Genomic DNA, 16706 nt, shown 5'->3' on the forward strand with positions numbered 1-16706 from the left:
GGGAGACGCCGGCCTAATCCTGGGAGGAAAACATGCTGAATAGATTGACGAAACTGGCGCTGGGACTGGCCCTGCCGATCGCCTTGCTGACAGGCGGCCCTGCTATGGCCGAAATCCGCGAGCACAGCCTCAAATTCGCCGCCGCCAACAACAAGGGCCATCCCCAGGTCATGGGCATGGAGAAATTCGCCGAGCTGGTGAAGGAAAAGAGCGGCGGCAAGATCGAGGTCAAGCTGTTTCCGGGCGGCGTGCTCGGCGGCGACGTCCAGACGGTATCGGCTCTGCAGGGTGGCGTCATCGAGATGACGGTGCTCAATGCCGGCATTCTCTCTAGCAACGTCAAGCAGTTCGGTGCCGTCGATCTGCCCTTCCTCTTCAACAGCGGCGAAGAGGCCGACAAGGTGATGGACGGCGCCTTCGGCACCGGCCTGATGAAGCTGCTGCCCGATACCGGTCTCGTCGGCCTCGCTTATTGGGAGCTCGGTTTTCGCAACCTGACCAACAACCGTCATCCCGTCACCAAACTCGAGGATATCAAGGGCCTGAAGATTCGCACGATCCAGTCGCCGATCCCGATCGAGCTCTTCAACAGCCTCGGCGCCAATGCAGTACCCCTCCCCTACACCGAGCTCTATACCGCGCTCGAGACCGGCACCGTCGATGGTCAGGAGAACCCGGCCGCCAACATCATCAACGCGAAGTTCTTCGAGGTGCAGAAGTACATGACGGTGACCCGTCACCAGTACAATCCGCAGATCGTGCTCATCAGCAAGAAGTTCTGGGACGGCCTGAATGATGAGGAAAAGGCTGTCTTCCAGTCGGCCGCGACGGAAGCCCGCGACTATCAGCGCAAGGTTTCCAGGGAGCTCGATGCCAAGGCGATCGAGGAGATCAAGAAAACCGGCATGGAGGTTGCCGAACTCAGCCCCGAAGAAACGCAGAAACTGCGCGACGCCGTCAAGCCACTGATCGACAAGTTCGCCGGCCAGATTGGCGCAGAGACCGTCACGCAGCTCTTCAAGGAGCTCGACACGGTTCGCGGCAAGTAGGCAAATCGCGGGCCCGCAGCGACCCTGCGGGCCTTCCCAGCACGACAAGAAATGGGAAATGGTCTATGGCCGAGACACTGCTGAAACCATTGAAGGCCGGGCTGATCGGCGCCGACATCCAGGCCTCGTTGACGCCTGCCATGCATATGCAGGAAGGTGCGGCGCAGGGGCTGGACTATGCCTATGAACTGATCGACCTCACCAGGCTGAACGCGTCGCCGGCCGATCTTTCAAGGCTCATCGAGGATGCCGAGGCGCGCGGCCTTGCCGGCCTCAACATTACCCATCCCTGCAAGCAGCTCGTCATTCCCCTGCTCGACGACTTGTCGCCCGAGGCCCGCGCGCTCGGCGCCGTCAATACCGTCGTCCTGAAGGGCGGCCGGCGTTTCGGCCACAATACCGACTGGTGGGGTTTTGCCGAAAGTTTTCGGCGCGGGCTGCCGCAGGCCGACCTTTCCGCTGCCGTGCAACTCGGTGCCGGCGGAGCGGGTGTCGCGACCGCCTATGCGATCCTGACACTCGGCCTTGAGCGTCTGACCGTCTTCGATCGCGAGCATGAGCGCGCCGTCGATCTGGCAGAAGCGATGTCCGCGCTCTTTCCCGGCGCGGCGATTGCTGCCGGCCGCGACCTTGCCGTCGCGATGCAGGGCGCGTCCGGGTTGATCCACGCGACGCCGACGGGCATGGCGAAATACCCTGGCGTGCCGCTTCCACCGGAACTCCTGGAATCGCGGCATTGGCTCGCCGAGATCGTCTATTTCCCCCTGGAAACCGAACTACTGCGGCAAGCAAGAACGCGCGGTTGCCGAACGCTCGATGGCGGCGGCATGGCGGTCTTCCAGGCCGTCGGCGCCTTTCGTCTGATCACCGCCAGGGAGCCTGATGCCAGCCGCATGCTGATGCATTTCAAGACGATGACAACATAAACACCGCTAGTCGGAAGGACCACTGCGATGAAGACATCGATAGCGACCGTTTCGCTGAGCGGCGACCTCAGCGACAAGCTGGAGGCGATCGCCAAGGCCGGCTTCGACGGGGTGGAGATTTTCGAGAACGACTTGCTGATCTTCGACGAGAGCCCGAGGGAGGTCGGCCGCATGGTGCGCGATCTCGGCATGGAGATCACGCTGTTCCAGCCGTTCCGGGATTTCGAAGGCATGCCGGAGCCGCTGCGCAGCCGCACCTTCGACCGGGCCGAGCGCAAGTTCGATCTGATGCAGGAGATGGGCACCGACCTGGTGCTGGTCTGCTCGAACGTCTCGCCCGCTGCGCTTGGCGGTCTCGACCGGGCGGCGGCCGATTTTCATGACCTCGGCGAGCGCGCCGCCAGGCGCGGCCTGCGCGTCGGCTACGAGGCGCTCGCCTGGGGCCGTCACATCCATGATCATCGCGATGCCTGGGAGATCGTCCGGCGGGCCGATCATCCGAATATCGGCCTGATCCTCGACAGCTTTCATACGCTGTCGCGCAAGATCGACGTCAATTCGATCCGCTCTATCCCGAAGGAGAAGATCTTCATCATCCAGCTTGCCGATGCGCCGCTGATCGACATGGATCTGCTCTACTGGAGCCGTCACTTCCGCAACATGCCCGGCGAAGGCGACCTGCCGGTGCTCGACTTCATGAAGGCGGTCGCCGCCACCGGTTATGACGGCTATCTGTCGCTGGAGATCTTCAACGATCAGTTCCGCGGCGGATCGGCCAGTGCCATTGCCGTCGACGGCCGCCGTTCGCTGATCTATCTCGGCGATCAGGTCAAGCGCCAGCTGCCGGAGAGCGCGCTGCCGGTGCCGGTGATGCCGCCGCGCGCCAAGGTCGAAGGCATCGCCTTCATCGAGTTCACCGCCGACGAGGACGAGGCGGCAGCACTCGAGGCGCTGTTTGCAAGCCTCGGCTTCCATAAGGCGGCCAGACATAAGAGCAAGCGGGTGACGGTGTTTCGCCAGGGTGCCATCAACCTCGTCGTCAACACCGAACGCAAGGGCTTCGCCAGCGCCTCCTATGCCGTGCACGGCGCCTCGGCCTATGCCGCCGGGCTGATGGTCGACGATGCCAGGGCGGCGTTGCAGCGGGCCGTCGCGCTCGGCGCCGAACGCTTCGAACAAGCCCTCGATGCCGGCGAGATCGAGATGCCGGCGGTGCGCGGCGTCGGCGGCGGCATCCTCTATTTCCTCGACCGCCAGAGCCAACTCGGCCGCATCTGGGAGATCGAATTCGACGCGATCGACGACGCGATGCCGCCGCAGTCAGCCGGGCTGCAAGCGATCGACCATATGGCGCAGACGATGAAATATGAGGAGCTTTTGACCTGGCTGCTGTTCTACACCGCGCTGGTCGAGGCCGAGAAGACGCCGATGATCGATATCGTCGATCCCTCCGGCATCGTCCGCAGCCAGGTGGTCGAGAATGAAGAAGGCTCGCTGCGCATCACCATGAACGGCGCGGAGAACCGCAATACGCTCGCCGGCCGTTTCATCGCCGAGACCTTCGGCTCCGGCATCCAGCACCTTGCCTTCCGGACCGACGACATCTTCGCGACTGCTGCCGCCCTTGCCGCCAACGGCTTCGTGCCGCTTTCGATCTCGCCGAACTATTATGACGATCTCGAAGCCCGCTTCGGCCTGGAGGCCGAATTCGCCGAGCGCCTGAAGGCCAACAACATTCTCTATGACCGCGACGAGGCCGGCGAATATTTCCAGCTCTACAGCCCGACCTATGGCGAGGGGCTGTTCTTCGAGATCGTCGAGCGGCGGGGTTATCGCGGTTATGGCGCCGCCAATGCTATCTTCAGGATCGCCGCCCTGAGGAAACATCTGCGGCCGGCAGGCCTGCCCCGCGCCTGAGACGCGCTGTCAGGCCGGTTCTCAGCATAAGCTCGTCACGGGGAAGAATGGCAAGGCAACAGTCAGCATCGATGCAGAGGACCCCTCCCCCGATGCCACCGTCGCCCGCTATCGCGTCGTATAGCCGCCGTCGATGACAAGCACATCGCCGGTGATGTAGCTTGCCGCCGCCGAGCAGAGGAGCAAGGCGGCGCCGGCCACCTCTTCCGGCTGCCCGACGCGTCCCATCGGGGTCATGCTGCGCCAGATCGGAAACCAGTCGGGATTGTCGATGCCGCCGCGTGACAGATCGGTCTCGATATAGCCGGGGGCGATGGCGTTGACGCGGATGTTTTCGGCGGCGACCTCGCTTGCCAGGCTCTTCGTCATCATATGAACCGCCGCCTTGGAGGTGTTGTAGGCGACCTGGTTCTGCGGAATGTTGGAAACGATGCCCGAGATCGAGCCGATATTGAGGATGACGCCGCTGCCCTGGCGCCGCATCGGGGCAAGTGCAGCGCGACAGGCGCGGAACACCGCGTCGACATTGACAGTCATGATCTCGCGCCAGATAGGGTCGGGGAATTCGCCGCTGTCGCCATGAATGGCGAGGCCGGCATTGTTGACCAGAATGTCGAGCCGGCCTGTCCGCGAGATCGTCTCGGTGACGAGGGCGTCGGCGGCATCGTTTTTTATCAGGTCGGCGGCGATGAACTCGCAATCGACACCGGCCTCGGCGAGCCGGTCTTCGGCCGCCGCATTGCGTGACCTTCCGGCAATGACGACTTTGGCGCCCGCCTCGCCGAGCGCCTCGGCAATCGCAAGCCCGATGCCGCGCGTGCCGCCGGTCACAAGCGCCACCTGTCCATCCAGTCGAAACCTATCGAAGATCATGTCCGTTTCCTTCTATGATTGCGAAAGGCCGGCAGCCCTCGTCAGATATCCGTGCTTTGCGGCAGGATGACCAGATCGCGAATCGTGATGTTGCGCGGGCGCGTCAGCATGAAAAGCACTGCATTGGCCACTTCCTTCGCCTCCATCAGGCCGCCGGCGGCGAGCGCCTCGTCCAGCTTCTCCTGCGGCCAGTCGCTGAGAAGGGCAGTCACGACAGGGCCCGGGGCGATGGCACCAACGCGCAGGCCGTGCTTGGCGACCTGGCGCCTCAGTGTGTGGACGAAGGCCTGGACGGCATGTTTCGAAGCCGTGTAGATCGGTTCCCAGACGACGGGGACCATGCCGGCAACCGAACTCGTCAGGATGATATCCCCGGTCCTGCGCTCGACCATGTGCGGCAGGACGGCATGCACCGAACGGAACGCGGCGTTGACGTTCAGATTGAGCATACGGTCCCAGGCGTCGGGGTCGCCGGTCAGCACCTCGCCGCCGATATAGGAACCGGCGTTGGCGTGGAAGATATCCAACTGGCCTGCCTTCGCCAGGATCTCAGGCATCATCCGCGCCACGCTTTTCGGATCCGTGAGGTCGACGACCAGGGGAATGGCATGGGCACCGAGCGCCGAGCAGATCTCCTTCAATGCTTCTTCGTTGCGGTCGACCAGCACCACCCGGGCGCCGGCGGCAAGCATGGCCTTGGCGCATTCCAGGCCGATACCCGATGCGGCTCCGGTGACGGCCGCGACTTTTCCAGACAGATCCTGTCCCATTTTCTTCCTCTGTTGTTGAGTGTTTTAGGCCCGGCCGTGCGAAATGCGGGATCGGCGTGCCAGCGAGTCGACGATGACGGCGACGGCAAGGACGGCGCCGGTGATCATGTACCGAAGCGACGATGACAAATCGAGAAGCGTCAGCCCGCTGGCGATCGACTGGATGACGATGATGCCGAGAAGGGCTGAATAGGCGCTGCCGCGCCCGCCGAACAGGCTGGTGCCGCCGATCACCGCCGCGGCAATGGCATTGAGATTGACGTCGCCGGTGCCGGCCTGCTGGCTTGCCGTCGCCAGCCGCGCGGCCGAGAGCACGCCGCCAGTCGCCGCAAGCAGGGCACAGGCAACGAAGGCGCTGGCATAAATCCGCGAGACGTTGATGCCGGAGCGGCGGGCAGCCTCCCTGTTGCCGCCGACGGCATGCATGGAGCGGCCCCATTTGGTGCGCGTCAGCGCATAGTTCATCGCGGCCACGAGCCCGACGAAGAGGCCGAACATCCAGGGAATGCCGCGCGATTGATTGAGATAGAAGGCGACCGCTTCCAGGGCGAGCGTGATGACGACGGCGCGCAGACACAGTCCGCCGGTCGATTTCGACGACAGGCCGGCGGCTCGCCGGCGCGCCGATGTGCGGTAGCTTGCGAGAAAGAAGGCAAGGCCGGCAAGTGCCACGAGCGCATAAGAGACCGGATCCGGCATGACCATGATCTGGCCGAAATTGACGAGCCAGGAACCGTAGGGGAGATTGATCGAACCGGTCGCTCCGAGGATATAAAGCTGCAGGCCGAGAACCGCGAGCAGGCCCGACAGGGTGGAGACGAAGCTCGGCATGCCGAAACGGTTGAACAGGAAGGCGTAGAGCGAGCCGATCAGGGCGCCGACGCTCATCGCGGCGAGGACCGCCAGCACAACCGGCCAGCCCTGGTTGACCCAGAAGACACCGACCAATGCCGAGGCGAAACCGCTGACCGAGCCGACGGAAAGATCGATCTCGCCCACCATCAGGATGCAGACGATGCCGAGCGAGATGACGCCGACCGTCGAGCAGTCGAAAAGCATGTTGACGAGGTTGGCGCTGGAGAGAAACACCGGATTGAGTGCCTGGAACACCGTCCAGATGATCGCCAGACCGACAATAACCGGCAGCGAGCCGAGGTCGCCGGAGCGGATGCGATCCCAAAAGGCGCGGATCGAGCCGGCAAGGCTGTCGTCATGGCGCACCCTTTCGTCGCGCCGGTCGAGGAGCTGAGGTGCTGTCGGGTCGTTCGGGATCGTCTTCATCATGGCCTGCCCTCCTCGTTTTGCTGGCCTTGTGCCTGGCGGCGCATGGCGCGGCGGGAGACGGAATTGTTGGACGCGCCGGTGATCGCGCTGACGAGCGCCTCGTTGGAGGCATCGGGCATGAAGGTGCCGTTGTTGCGCCCGAGCCGCAGAACGACGATGCGGTCGGCGACGGCACGCACATCCTCCATATTGTGGCTGATCATGATAACGCCGAGACCGCGTTCGCGCACACGCTCGATCAGGTCCAGCACTTCGGCGGTCTGCGCAACACCCAGCGCTGCCGTCGGTTCGTCGAGCATGATCAGTTTCGGCTCAAGCAGCAGCGACCGGGCAATTGCCACGGTCTGGCGCTGGCCGCCGGAAAGCGAGGCCACGGGCTCACGCACGCTTGGGATTCGGGCCGAAAGCTCGTTCAGCAGCTTCCAGGCGCGGATCTCCATAGCGACCTCGTCGAGCTGGAAAGGGTTGAGCTCCTTGCCGAGGAAAATATTGGCGACGACATCGAGATTTTCGCAAAGCGCCAGATCCTGAAACACGGTCGCAATGCCGAGATCGAGCGCAGCACTCGGGCTCGACAGGTCTGCCTGTTTGCCCTCGAACAGGATCGTGCCCGAGCTCGGCTGGTGCACACCGGCCAGGATCTTGACCAGCGTCGATTTACCGGCGCCGTTGTCGCCGACGAGCGCCACGACCTCGCCGGCATGCACGTCGAGTTCGATATCGGTAAGCGCCGACACGGCCCCGAAGTTCTTCGAGATACCGCGCAGGCTGAGAACGGGCTGGCGGGAGCCGTCAAGCATATGAGAGGTGTCGGACATCGCCTGGCCTTTCCGAAGCGAAAACTGGAAGCGCGACCGGCGATCCGGCCGCGCTTGCCTTGGCTCGATTACTTGGTGATGCCGAGTTTCTTGCAGCCGTCGGCATAACGGCCGGTGCACAGTTCCTCGGCGGTGTTGATCTTCTTGTCGATGATCTCTGCCTTGAGATTTTCGGCGGTGACGACAGCTGGCACGAAAAGCTGTGCCGGCGTGTCGTACAGCGTCATTTCCGCCTTGATCGTCTCTCCTGCCAGGAGCTTCACGGCGACGTCGGCGGCGGCCGCGGCGACGATTTCGCTCGGCTTGGAGATCGTATTGTACTGATCCCCCGATATGATCAGCTGCAGCGCGGCGATCGTCGCATCATTGCCGGTCACCGGCGGTACGGGATCGACACCGGCTGCCTTGAAGGCGGCGATGGCGCCGCCGCCGGTACCGTCATTGGCGGCGACGACGCCGACGATCTGTTTGCCGAAGCGGGTGATCTGGCCGGCCGCCCATTGCTGGGCATTTGCCGGCTGCCAGTTCGGCGTGTCGAATTCGGCAAGCGTCTTGTAGCCGCCGCTGGCAAGACCCTCGTGAATGCCGTCCTTGATCAGTCCGGCGGCCGCGTCGGTCGGCGAACCGTTGATCTGCAGGATGCCGCCACCATCGGTCGGCACATTCTTCGCCTTCAGATGCTTGACCAGCGATTCCGCGATCGCCTTGCCGATCGCCTTGTTGTCGAAGGAGACGTAAAAATCGGCCTTGCCCTTCGGGATCGGGCGGTCATAGGCGATGACCTTGACGCCCTGGCTCTGAGCGAGCTGGACGAGAGATGCGGCAGCGGCCGAATCCACCGGATCGAGCACGATGACCTTGGCGCCCTGGGTGATGGCCGAATTGAACTGCTGCTGCTGTTTGGCGATATCGGCATCGGCATTCTGATAGAGGACCTTGCACGAGGCGCAAAGCTTCTTCATTTCCGCGACGAATCCCGGATGGTCGTGTTCTTCGTAACGGGTCGAGCCCTGGTCGGGCATGAGGAAGGCGACCGTCGCATCAGCCACGGCACTTTGCGCAAAGGCGGAAGTACCGCCGAACAGGGATAGGGCAAGTGTTGCGGCGCCTGCCGCTTTCGTCGAGAATTTCATCATTTCCATCTCCTCCCATTGGAAAAATTGTGTAACTTCGTCGCGCGGTGTTCTGCTGAACCAGCCGCCTTGCCTGTCCCGGCAATTTGCAGTTTTCTGAGGACAAGCGTCTGCTGTCGCGAACAGCTCATTGCGTGTCCGCGTTCAACCAGTGTCAGTTTTGTCCCTCCTCCTCGTCCTCCCTATCGCCGCCTTCGGCGGATGGTTCTTCCTATTTCCTGGAACCGTGGTGGTTCGACTTGCTTAAGCCGCCTTGACCACGTTGATATTGTCGCCCAGCAACCGCCGGAAGCGGGACGGCGTCATGCCCTTTTCCGCGAGAAACTGGCGGTTGAAGTTGGACAGATTGTTGAAGCCGACCTCGAAGCAGATATCGGTGATCGACGCATGGTCGTCGCTCATCAGGATCTGGCAGGCGAGATTGATGCGCAGGCGTTTGACATATTGCACAAGCGACATGCCGGTATGCCGGCGGAAGGCGCGCGAAAAAGCGCCTGTTGACTGTCCTGCAATTCCGGCAAGATCGGCTTCGTCGAATGATTTGGTCAGGTTTTCCCTGATATAGGCGAGTGCCTTGTTGATGCCGGCCGACATATAGCCCGATGGATCGGGCAGATAGCTCGGGCTGGCCAGAAGCTGGGCATCCTGCGCCCGGCTGAGAAGGCCGATCATCATCATAAAAAGCTCGATGCGGCGCACGCCCTGCGCCTGCTGCACCTCATTCATCAGCGGTGCGACCTGCCGGCTGGTCTCGGCGCCGAACAGCACGCCGCGGCGGGAGGCTTCCAGCACCGGCTCGAAGGGAGCGAGCTCGGCCAACACCTTCATCGTGTCGCTGATGAAATTCTCGCTGAACTGGATGAGCTGGCATCGCAGCGGAATGCTCGATCCCTTCGGCACGTCGCTGATCCAGTTATGGGGAAGATTGGGGCCGGCGAGAACGAGATTGCCCGGCTCGAACTCCCCGATGAAATCGCCGACGAAATAGCGCCCGGTTGTCGCCACGACGAGATGGAGTTCGTATTCCGGATGGAAATGCCAACGAACCGTGTGATAGGGATAGCCGTGGGCCTTCGTTGCGAAAGATTCGCCCGGCCTGATCTGAACGACTTCCAAGTCAGGTTCCATCGGTTCCTCCTCCGAGGACGGGTTCCAAGCCCACCCGCCAAATTCCTTTTTTGGCTTTATTATTGAGCCGAGTGTAGTGGTCTCGTTGCGCCCCTGCCACCACGATTCGTGGTCAAAACCGATACTTTTTTGATGATTGACGCCGCGCAGGCGGTGCAAATGACGGCGATAACTCGCACCGGAGATCGCCCAAAACCTATGTCAGGCGGCCAGGGCGGCAATAACGTTCCTGACCAGAGCAGCCGAAGACAGCCGGCTTGTGGCGCAGCTCGGAGCGCCGATCGCCCCGACACGGACGGATACGCCACCGCGGGCATTGGCGATCGCAAACATCGACTCATCGGTCAGATCATCGCCGATGGTGATCGGGCAGCGGTTCTTGAAGGGGTCGAATTGGAAAAACCGCTCCAGCGCATCACCCTTGCTCGACCGTGCCGGCCGCAGTTCGAACACCATCTTGCCGAGTTGCAGCGCCCAGTTCGGCCCTGCGACCTCGGCATAATGATGCATGCGCTCTTCGAGCACTTTTTCATATTCGGGCGCGAGCCGGTAATGGGCGGCAACAGCCGCGCCCTTGTCCTCGATCAGCACGCCCGGATAGTGCTCGGCTTCGGCGGTCAGCGCATGTTTCAGCGCCTGAAACTCGGGTGTCGCCTCGAGCGTATGCATCCCGGCGGCACTCCTGATCTCGGCGCCGTGCAGGCCCGCGGTCGGAAATGCAAAAGGTTTAAACAGCTCGTCTGCGTAGGCAAGCGATCGTCCGGTCACCAGCGCCAGGGCGCCGCCGAGCTTGTTCGACAGACGATGAAGTTGCCCGGGAAGGGCTTCCGGGACCTCGATCGCATCCGGAGTGGGCGCAAGATTGAGCAGCGTTCCGTCAATATCGAGAAACATTGCCCAGTGCTCCGGCTCGTTCAAAACCAATGAAAGCATTTCCTGTGTGGCGGTGTCATCCTGCACGGTCTTCTCCAAGCTCTGCAATCATTGAAGCTAGGTCGCCGGCCGGCAACGACAAGATACCTCTGCCGTCGGGAACATCCGCAGGCAAGTCGGCGTTTTATCTCGCCGCCCGTTCCAGCACTCGCGCCGTAAAAGGTACATTGATGGCCAAAAGCAGTTCAAAGCATAGTGACGAGGTCAATGCTCCATTGGCGCATGGTGCGACCGTTCTGCCGCTGGTGACCATCGACGACTATAACAACGAGCTGCGGGACAAGAATGGTTTCGTTGGCGACAACGCCAACAAGAAGACCTTCCAGCAGAAACTCGACGATTGGAGAAAACATGTCCGCAAGTTCGGAGACGACCCGATCGGCAAGATTGAGACAGCGAAGCTCTCCAAGAAAAAGATCGAGGCTCTGCTGAAGGGAGACGATATGGAGGCCGCCGCCCTGATCATGGGCGCGGTGGAGGACTTCGCGCAGGATTTTGCCACAGTGATCGGGAAATTTCTCAAGGACGAGCGCTGGTCCAAGACCGAGCGCATCGTCGTCGGCGGCGGCTTCAGGCAAAGCCGCTTCGGGGAGCTGACGATCGCCAGAACCATGGTTATCCTCAAGGCGGCAGGCACCAATATTGAGGTCGTCCCGATCGCCCACCATCCTGATGAGGCCGGACTGATCGGTTCGGTGCATCTCATGCCGCCCTGGATGTTCAAGGGCTATGAGGCGATGCTGGCCGTCGATATTGGCGGCACCAACGTCCGTGCCGGCGTTGTCGAGTTCGGAAAGGAAAAAGGGCCGCACTTTGCCGACGCGAGCGTCTGGGAATCAGTCATCTGGCGCCATGCCAACGACGAGCCGAGCCGCAGTGCGACGGTAGAAAGGCTGGCGGCTATGCTGCAGGAGTTGATTGACAAGGCCGAAAAGGCCAATCTGAAGCCGGCTCCGATCATCGGGATCGGCTGCCCGGGCATCATCAAGGCCGACGGCTCGATCGAACGCGGCGGGCAGAACCTGCCGGGCGGCAATTGGGAGAGTGACAGCTTCAATCTTCCCGCCGCGCTGATGAAGGCCGTTCCCGAGATCGGCGATCACAGCACCTTCGTGATGATGCACAACGACGCCGTCGTGCAGGGATTGTCGCAGATCCCCTTCATGCACAACGTGTCACGATGGGCGGTGCTGACCATCGGCACCGGTCTGGGCAATGCCCACTTTACCAATCGCGAAGGAATGAAAGTGGGATAACGTTTAAAATCTTTCCGGTGAATGGTCGACTGGCACGCGGCAGCGCACTGATCCTTGTGATCCATCCCTATATCCGATGGCGCGCAACCTTATGGTAAACAGGTGGTAAATAAGGGGAAATTCAGCAGGCGGAAGTGAAATTGCCGATAAGTTCCGCTAGGACGGCTCGCTTTCAGCGGATATAAAGATCGGTTCGGGTGAAAGACGGGTGGTCAGGCAGCCGGCCTCGTTGTGTTGAGCATAGCCATGCGCATCTGATTCGACTACCGCACTGCCCGCTTTTTCAGACGCGCGGGAGGGCTTATGCACCGGCGCGGCTCCTGCGATCCGCGTCGGCGGTTTGCGCCATAATGGGTCTTCTTTCCCCTCCCCTCCCCCTTTCTGCCTTGCATGGAAAAGATGGTGATAAAGCTGCCAGGCAGTTCTCGGCAGGGTCAAATTGCGCTTAACTTCCAGACCTCAGGCAATACACAGACGAAAGATGGAAGATGAATTTCAAGGGAATAAGCGCTCCGCTCAATGCCGGCCGTCTCGAACAAATGCTCGGCATTGCTCCGGCACGCCGCGATCCCGAGAGCCAAGATGCAAATGACAAGTCCTCCGGCAACGAACCCGTCCGCGGGCTGGAAGCCGAAAGCCTGTACCGCCCGTCTGTATATAAATAAGAAATGGCCCCAACTGGCAGAGCCATTCGGCTATGAGTCGCCGACATTTGACGGCTCGGCGGGGCTTGCGGGATGCAGTCTCTGCGCCGTTGTCAGCTGACAACGGCGCTAAGATTCCGGAATTCCACATAATTTTTCTGCCGAATCCGGTTTGTTATTGGTTGGCTAACCAAGAAACCGCTTGACGGAATCGCCAGACTCACGATCATTTGCGCAAAATTACCCGATTTATCAGGATTTGCGTGAATGCCGACCAAGGCCGCGATTGTTGAGAAAGCCAAGAGAGCCAGTCAAGTCTCGATCGACGAGACGATTGCCCAGGACTCGACGATGCTTAGCAGCCAGCTGCAGGTGCTGTTCGAGCGGTTGTTTTCCCCCGATGCCCGGAAATCGCTGCGGCGGTTCAGCAGCACCGAGACCGCCAAGTTGCTCGGCGTCACCGACAGTTATGTTCGCCACCTCGCCGCGCAGGTGGAAACGATCAATCCCGAAAAGACGGCCTCCGGCCGCCGGGTGTTCTCGCTCGAAGAAATTCATGCGATGCGCCAGCATCTCGGCCGCACCAAACCGTCTTATCTGCCGATGCGCCGGCCGGGCGACCATCTTCAGGTAATCGCCGTTACCAATTTCAAGGGTGGCTCCGGCAAGACGACGACGTCCATCCATTTGGCGCAGTTCCTGGCGCTGCGCGGCTACCGCGTCCTTGCCGTCGACCTCGACCCGCAGGCATCGATGTCGGCGATGCTCGGATATCAGCCGGAGTTCGATGTCGGCGAGAACGAGACGCTCTACGGCGCCATCAAATATGACGAGACACGCCGCGACGTCGCCGACATCGTCCGCCAGACCTATTTCCCAGGTCTCGATCTCATCCCCGGCAATCTCGAACTGCACGAATTCGAACACGACACGCCAAAAGCGCTGGCCGATACTAATCGCGACGACAAGGACATGTTCTTCATGCGGGTGGGCAATGCGCTGCATTCGCTGGAGCAGAGCTACGACGTCGTCATCATCGATTGCCCGCCTACCCTCGGCTTCCTGACGCTGTCTGCTCTCTGTGCAGCGACGGCCGTGCTGATTACGGTTCATCCGCAGATGCTCGACGTGGCCTCGATGAACCAGTTCCTGACGATGACCTCCGACCTTCTGGCCGTGGTCAAGCAGGCGGGCGGCAACCTCGAATATGACTGGATGCGTTATCTGGTCACCCGCTATGAGGCCAATGATGGTCCGCAGGCCCAGATTGTCGCCTTCCTGCGCAGCCTGTTCGGCGAGCGTGTACTGACCTCGATGATGGTCAAGTCGACGGCGGTTTCGGATGCTGGCCTGTCCAAGCAGACGATCTACGAGGCCGGACGCGAGACGATGCATCGCCAGACCTATGACCGCGGCGTCGAGTCCGTCGACAACGTCAATGCCGAGGTCGAGCAACTCATTCGCAGTGCATGGAGCAGGACATGAGCCCAAAAGGACGCGATATCCTGAAGAGCATGGTCGGCGCCGTGGAGCCGGCACGGCCGGAGGCGTCAGGCGCACCGCCGCCGCACCGGCCCTCCGGCGCGGTCAAGGCGATGAACCTGTCGCTTGGACGGTTGGGTGAGGAAGCGGCGGCCGCCAAGGCGCTGCGCGAATCGCTGGCCTCCGGCGACAAGGTGCTGGAGATTGATCCGGCTGCCGTGGAAATGTCCTTTATCCGCGACCGCATCCCGGTCGACAAGGATCCCGAATTCGAGCGGTTGAAGCAGTCGATCCAGGAAAGCGGGCAGCAGGTTCCGATCCTGGTGCGGCCGGATCCCGTCAAGGCCGGGCATTACCAGGCCGCCTACGGTCACAGACGGCTGCGGGCGGCGGCGGAGATCGGGGTTCCGGTCAAGGCCGTGGTGCGCAAGCTGACGGATGAAGAATTGATCCTCGCACAGGGTCAGGAAAACGGCCCGCGCGTCGACTTGAGTTTCATCGAAAGGGCCCTGTTTGCGCGACGCATGGATGAACACGGCTTCAGCCGCGACATGATTGCCCAGGCGCTGGCGACGGACAAGCCGGAAACGTCAAGGCTGCTGCAGGTGGCGCAGACGATCGATCCCGAGATCATTCTGGCCATCGGACCGGCGCCCAAGGTCGGGCGTCCGCGCTGGTTGGCCTTTGCCGAAAAATTCAGGGAGGCAGGCGGGCAGAAAAAGGCGCAGGCCGCAATCGGCGCTGCAGCTTTCCACACGCTGGAGAGCAATAGCCGCTTCGATACCATCTGGAAGGCGCTGGAAGAAAAGAGCGCACCGCAGCGGGCGGAGCAGACGCTTCGGACCCGAAGCGGGGGAACGCTCGCTTCGGTGACCCGTTCTGGCAAAACCTTTCGCATCGCCGCCAAATCGGCGGCGTTTTCGGAATTCCTGGCCCGGCGGTTGATAGGCCTCGCCGCTGAGTTCGAAGAGGAAAATGAGGGAAAATGAGGCAGTTAGACCGATTGTCAGCTGACAATTCGGACAGGAGATAACGCGCAAAAGAAAAAAGCCCCCGAACGTCACCGTCACGGAAGCTTTCCTCGTAGTCTTGAACACCTCCGAGAATCGCACTTCCGAGAATCGCTGTCAAGAGTTTTTGGCGCCGTTTTGGCGAGCGGATTTCTTTTGCCTCGTCGAGGTGGAAGAGATGGAAACCGGAAGTATAACGACGCCTTTCGGGCGGCGGCCGATGACGCTTGGCATGCTCGCAAGCCAGGTGATGGCGGGTGAGATCAAGCCTGATCAATCGGTTGACAAATGGAAGCTGTTTCGTGCGCTGTGCGAAGCAAAGCCGCTGCTTGGCATCAGCGACCGGGCGCTAGCGGTGCTCAATGCGCTCTTGAGCTTCTATCCCAAGAGCGAACTGGCCGAGGAAAACGGGTTGATCGTATTCCCGTCCAATGTCCAGCTTTCGCTGAGAACGCACGGCATGGCCGAGCAGACCGTGCGGCGCCATCTTGCGGCACTCGTCGAGGCGGGGCTTCTGCTGCGCAAGGATAGTCCCAACGGCAAGCGTTATGTCCGCAGGGACAGGGCAGGAGAGGTCAACGACGCCTTCGGCTTTTCGCTGGCGCCGCTGCTTGCGCGCGCCGAAGAGATCGAACAACTGGCCGCCGAGGTGATGGCCGAGCGGCTGCATGTCCAGCGCCTGCGCGAACGCATCACGCTTTGCCGTCGTGATATCGCCAAGCTCATCGAAGCGGCCATCGAAGAGGACGTTGAAGGGGATTGGCAGAGCCTTCACCTGGAGTTCCGGGAACTGATCGAAGGCCTGCCACGGTCGCCGACGACGGCACAGCTCGAACAATTGCTGGACGAATTGACGGCGCTTCGGACGGATATCCTTAACCGGCTGGAAATTCGTGTTAAATCGACAAAACAGCGCGGCAATGCCTCTCATATCGAGCGTCACATACAGAATTCAAACCCCGACTCCACCTCTGAACTTGAACCAAGCTTCGACACGAAGCAGGGCGCGAGGCCGGAGCAAGACAACGGGCGAGGCGTCGTGACGCCGGAAGAGGGGAGGAGCGAGGCGATCCGTTCGGACAATCGGCCGGGGCGGCAGGCTGGACGACCCGGCGGCCGTGATGATGCCGGCGGATTGAAATCCTTCCCGCTCGGCCTGGTTCTGCAGGCCTGCCCCGAGATCCTTGCCTACGGGCCGGATGGCGTGATCCGAAACTGGCGCGACCTGATGACGGCAGCCGTCACAGTTCGATCGATGCTGGGCGTCAGCCCGTCCGCCTATGAGGAGGCGGCAAGTGTGATGGGCGCGGAAAATGCCGCGACCGTGATGGCGTGCATCCTGGAGCGCGGGGGCCACATCAATTCCGCCGGCGGCTATCTTCGCGACCTGACGCGGCGAAGCGAAAAGGGAGAATTCGCGATCGGCCCGATGTTGATGGCGCTCTTGCGGGCAAATGCGCCGGCCGGCCGAAAGGCGGGATAG

15 protein-coding genes are annotated in these 16706 nt (G+C 61.6%); 8 read left to right on the forward strand and 7 right to left on the reverse strand.

All coding sequences use genetic code 11. The features are described 5' to 3' along the window. Window positions 1-32 precede the first annotated feature (32 nt). From AMC88_RS23310 to AMC88_RS23320, 3 genes are all read left to right on the forward strand, one after another. Window positions 33-1049, forward strand: a complete 1017-nt coding sequence (locus tag AMC88_RS23310) for a TRAP transporter substrate-binding protein (RefSeq protein WP_064823414.1) — start codon at window positions 33-35, stop codon at window positions 1047-1049. A 65-nt stretch (window positions 1050-1114) separates the two neighbouring features. After that, window positions 1115-1975, forward strand: coding sequence for a shikimate dehydrogenase (locus tag AMC88_RS23315; protein WP_016736967.1), 861 nt, complete (start codon window positions 1115-1117; stop codon window positions 1973-1975). A 27-nt stretch (window positions 1976-2002) separates the two neighbouring features. Then, complete coding sequence (locus AMC88_RS23320; RefSeq protein ID WP_016736966.1) at window positions 2003-3892, forward strand: bifunctional sugar phosphate isomerase/epimerase/4-hydroxyphenylpyruvate dioxygenase family protein; 1890 nt, start codon at window positions 2003-2005, stop codon at window positions 3890-3892. 108 nt (window positions 3893-4000) lie between these two features. On the opposite strand, the gene AMC88_RS23325 is transcribed toward AMC88_RS23320, so the two are convergent. The 7 genes from AMC88_RS23325 to otsB all read right to left on the reverse strand — a co-directional run bounded on the left by AMC88_RS23325 (window position 4001) and on the right by otsB (window position 10879). Then, the gene (locus AMC88_RS23325) at window positions 4001-4765 is read right to left on the reverse strand and encodes an SDR family NAD(P)-dependent oxidoreductase (protein ID WP_064826087.1); all 765 of its coding nucleotides are present in this window, start codon (window positions 4763-4765) and stop codon (window positions 4001-4003) included. A gap of 41 nt (window positions 4766-4806) precedes the next feature. Continuing rightward, a complete protein-coding gene (locus tag AMC88_RS23330) occupies window positions 4807-5535 on the reverse strand; it encodes an SDR family oxidoreductase (protein ID WP_016736964.1) in 729 nt (242 codons plus the stop codon). A 24-nt stretch (window positions 5536-5559) separates the two neighbouring features. Continuing rightward, entirely contained in the window at window positions 5560-6819 is a 1260-nt protein-coding gene (locus AMC88_RS23335; protein ID WP_010024303.1) for a sugar ABC transporter permease, read from the reverse strand. Then, window positions 6816-7637 carry an ATP-binding cassette domain-containing protein gene (locus AMC88_RS23340; protein ID WP_016736963.1) on the reverse strand — a complete coding sequence of 274 codons (822 nt, stop codon included), beginning with the start codon at window positions 7635-7637 and terminating at the stop codon, window positions 6816-6818. The genes AMC88_RS23335 and AMC88_RS23340 overlap by 4 nt, the downstream gene beginning before the upstream one ends. 68 nt (window positions 7638-7705) lie before the next feature. Continuing rightward, window positions 7706-8779 (reverse strand): ABC transporter substrate-binding protein, encoded by a 1074-nt coding sequence (locus tag AMC88_RS23345; RefSeq protein WP_016736962.1) that lies wholly within the window; start codon window positions 8777-8779, stop codon window positions 7706-7708. A 234-nt stretch (window positions 8780-9013) separates the two neighbouring features. Next, window positions 9014-9898: a helix-turn-helix domain-containing protein gene (locus AMC88_RS23350; RefSeq protein WP_016736961.1), complete on the reverse strand. Its 885-nt coding sequence runs from the start codon at window positions 9896-9898 to the stop codon at window positions 9014-9016. 201 nt (window positions 9899-10099) lie between these two features. Then, entirely contained in the window at window positions 10100-10879 is a 780-nt protein-coding gene (otsB, locus tag AMC88_RS23355; protein WP_029532090.1) for a trehalose-phosphatase, read from the reverse strand. 122 nt (window positions 10880-11001) lie between these two features. Here otsB and AMC88_RS23360 point away from each other — a divergent pair, with 122 nt between their 5' ends. From AMC88_RS23360 to repC, 5 genes are all read left to right on the forward strand, one after another. Continuing rightward, complete coding sequence (locus tag AMC88_RS23360) at window positions 11002-12087, forward strand: hypothetical protein (protein WP_029532088.1); 1086 nt, start codon at window positions 11002-11004, stop codon at window positions 12085-12087. A 488-nt stretch (window positions 12088-12575) separates the two neighbouring features. After that, window positions 12576-12752: a hypothetical protein gene (locus AMC88_RS33750; protein WP_016736958.1), complete on the forward strand. Its 177-nt coding sequence runs from the start codon at window positions 12576-12578 to the stop codon at window positions 12750-12752. Between the two features lie 246 nt (window positions 12753-12998). Beyond that, window positions 12999-14216 carry a plasmid partitioning protein RepA gene (repA, locus tag AMC88_RS23365; RefSeq protein WP_004676164.1) on the forward strand — a complete coding sequence of 406 codons (1218 nt, stop codon included), beginning with the start codon at window positions 12999-13001 and terminating at the stop codon, window positions 14214-14216. Next, complete coding sequence (repB, locus tag AMC88_RS23370) at window positions 14213-15202, forward strand: plasmid partitioning protein RepB (RefSeq protein ID WP_016736957.1); 990 nt, start codon at window positions 14213-14215, stop codon at window positions 15200-15202. Before repA ends, repB begins: the two co-directional genes overlap by 4 nt. Window positions 15203-15401: 199 nt before the next feature. Next, window positions 15402-16706 carry a plasmid replication protein RepC gene (gene repC, locus AMC88_RS23375; RefSeq protein WP_016736956.1) on the forward strand — a complete coding sequence of 435 codons (1305 nt, stop codon included), beginning with the start codon at window positions 15402-15404 and terminating at the stop codon, window positions 16704-16706.

Origin of the sequence: Rhizobium phaseoli (genome assembly GCF_001664385.1) — a bacterium.
Taxonomy (GTDB): Bacteria; Pseudomonadota; Alphaproteobacteria; order Rhizobiales; family Rhizobiaceae; genus Rhizobium; species Rhizobium phaseoli.

Coding starts and splice junctions, on each gene's coding strand:
- AMC88_RS23310 (WP_064823414.1), top strand. CDS start 33: ATGCTGAATAGATTGACGAAACTGGCGCTGGGACTGGCCCTGCCGATC.
- AMC88_RS23315 (WP_016736967.1), top strand. CDS start 1,115: ATGGCCGAGACACTGCTGAAACCATTGAAGGCCGGGCTGATCGGCGCC.
- AMC88_RS23320 (WP_016736966.1), top strand. CDS start 2,003: ATGAAGACATCGATAGCGACCGTTTCGCTGAGCGGCGACCTCAGCGAC.
- AMC88_RS23325 (WP_064826087.1), bottom strand. CDS start 4,765: ATGATCTTCGATAGGTTTCGACTGGATGGACAGGTGGCGCTTGTGACC.
- AMC88_RS23330 (WP_016736964.1), bottom strand. CDS start 5,535: ATGGGACAGGATCTGTCTGGAAAAGTCGCGGCCGTCACCGGAGCCGCA.
- AMC88_RS23335 (WP_010024303.1), bottom strand. CDS start 6,819: ATGATGAAGACGATCCCGAACGACCCGACAGCACCTCAGCTCCTCGAC.
- AMC88_RS23340 (WP_016736963.1), bottom strand. CDS start 7,637: ATGTCCGACACCTCTCATATGCTTGACGGCTCCCGCCAGCCCGTTCTC.
- AMC88_RS23345 (WP_016736962.1), bottom strand. CDS start 8,779: ATGGAAATGATGAAATTCTCGACGAAAGCGGCAGGCGCCGCAACACTT.
- AMC88_RS23350 (WP_016736961.1), bottom strand. CDS start 9,898: ATGGAACCTGACTTGGAAGTCGTTCAGATCAGGCCGGGCGAATCTTTC.
- AMC88_RS23360 (WP_029532088.1), top strand. CDS start 11,002: ATGGCCAAAAGCAGTTCAAAGCATAGTGACGAGGTCAATGCTCCATTG.
- AMC88_RS33750 (WP_016736958.1), top strand. CDS start 12,576: ATGAATTTCAAGGGAATAAGCGCTCCGCTCAATGCCGGCCGTCTCGAA.
- repA (WP_004676164.1), top strand. CDS start 12,999: ATGCCGACCAAGGCCGCGATTGTTGAGAAAGCCAAGAGAGCCAGTCAA.
- repB (WP_016736957.1), top strand. CDS start 14,213: ATGAGCCCAAAAGGACGCGATATCCTGAAGAGCATGGTCGGCGCCGTG.
- repC (WP_016736956.1), top strand. CDS start 15,402: ATGGAAACCGGAAGTATAACGACGCCTTTCGGGCGGCGGCCGATGACG.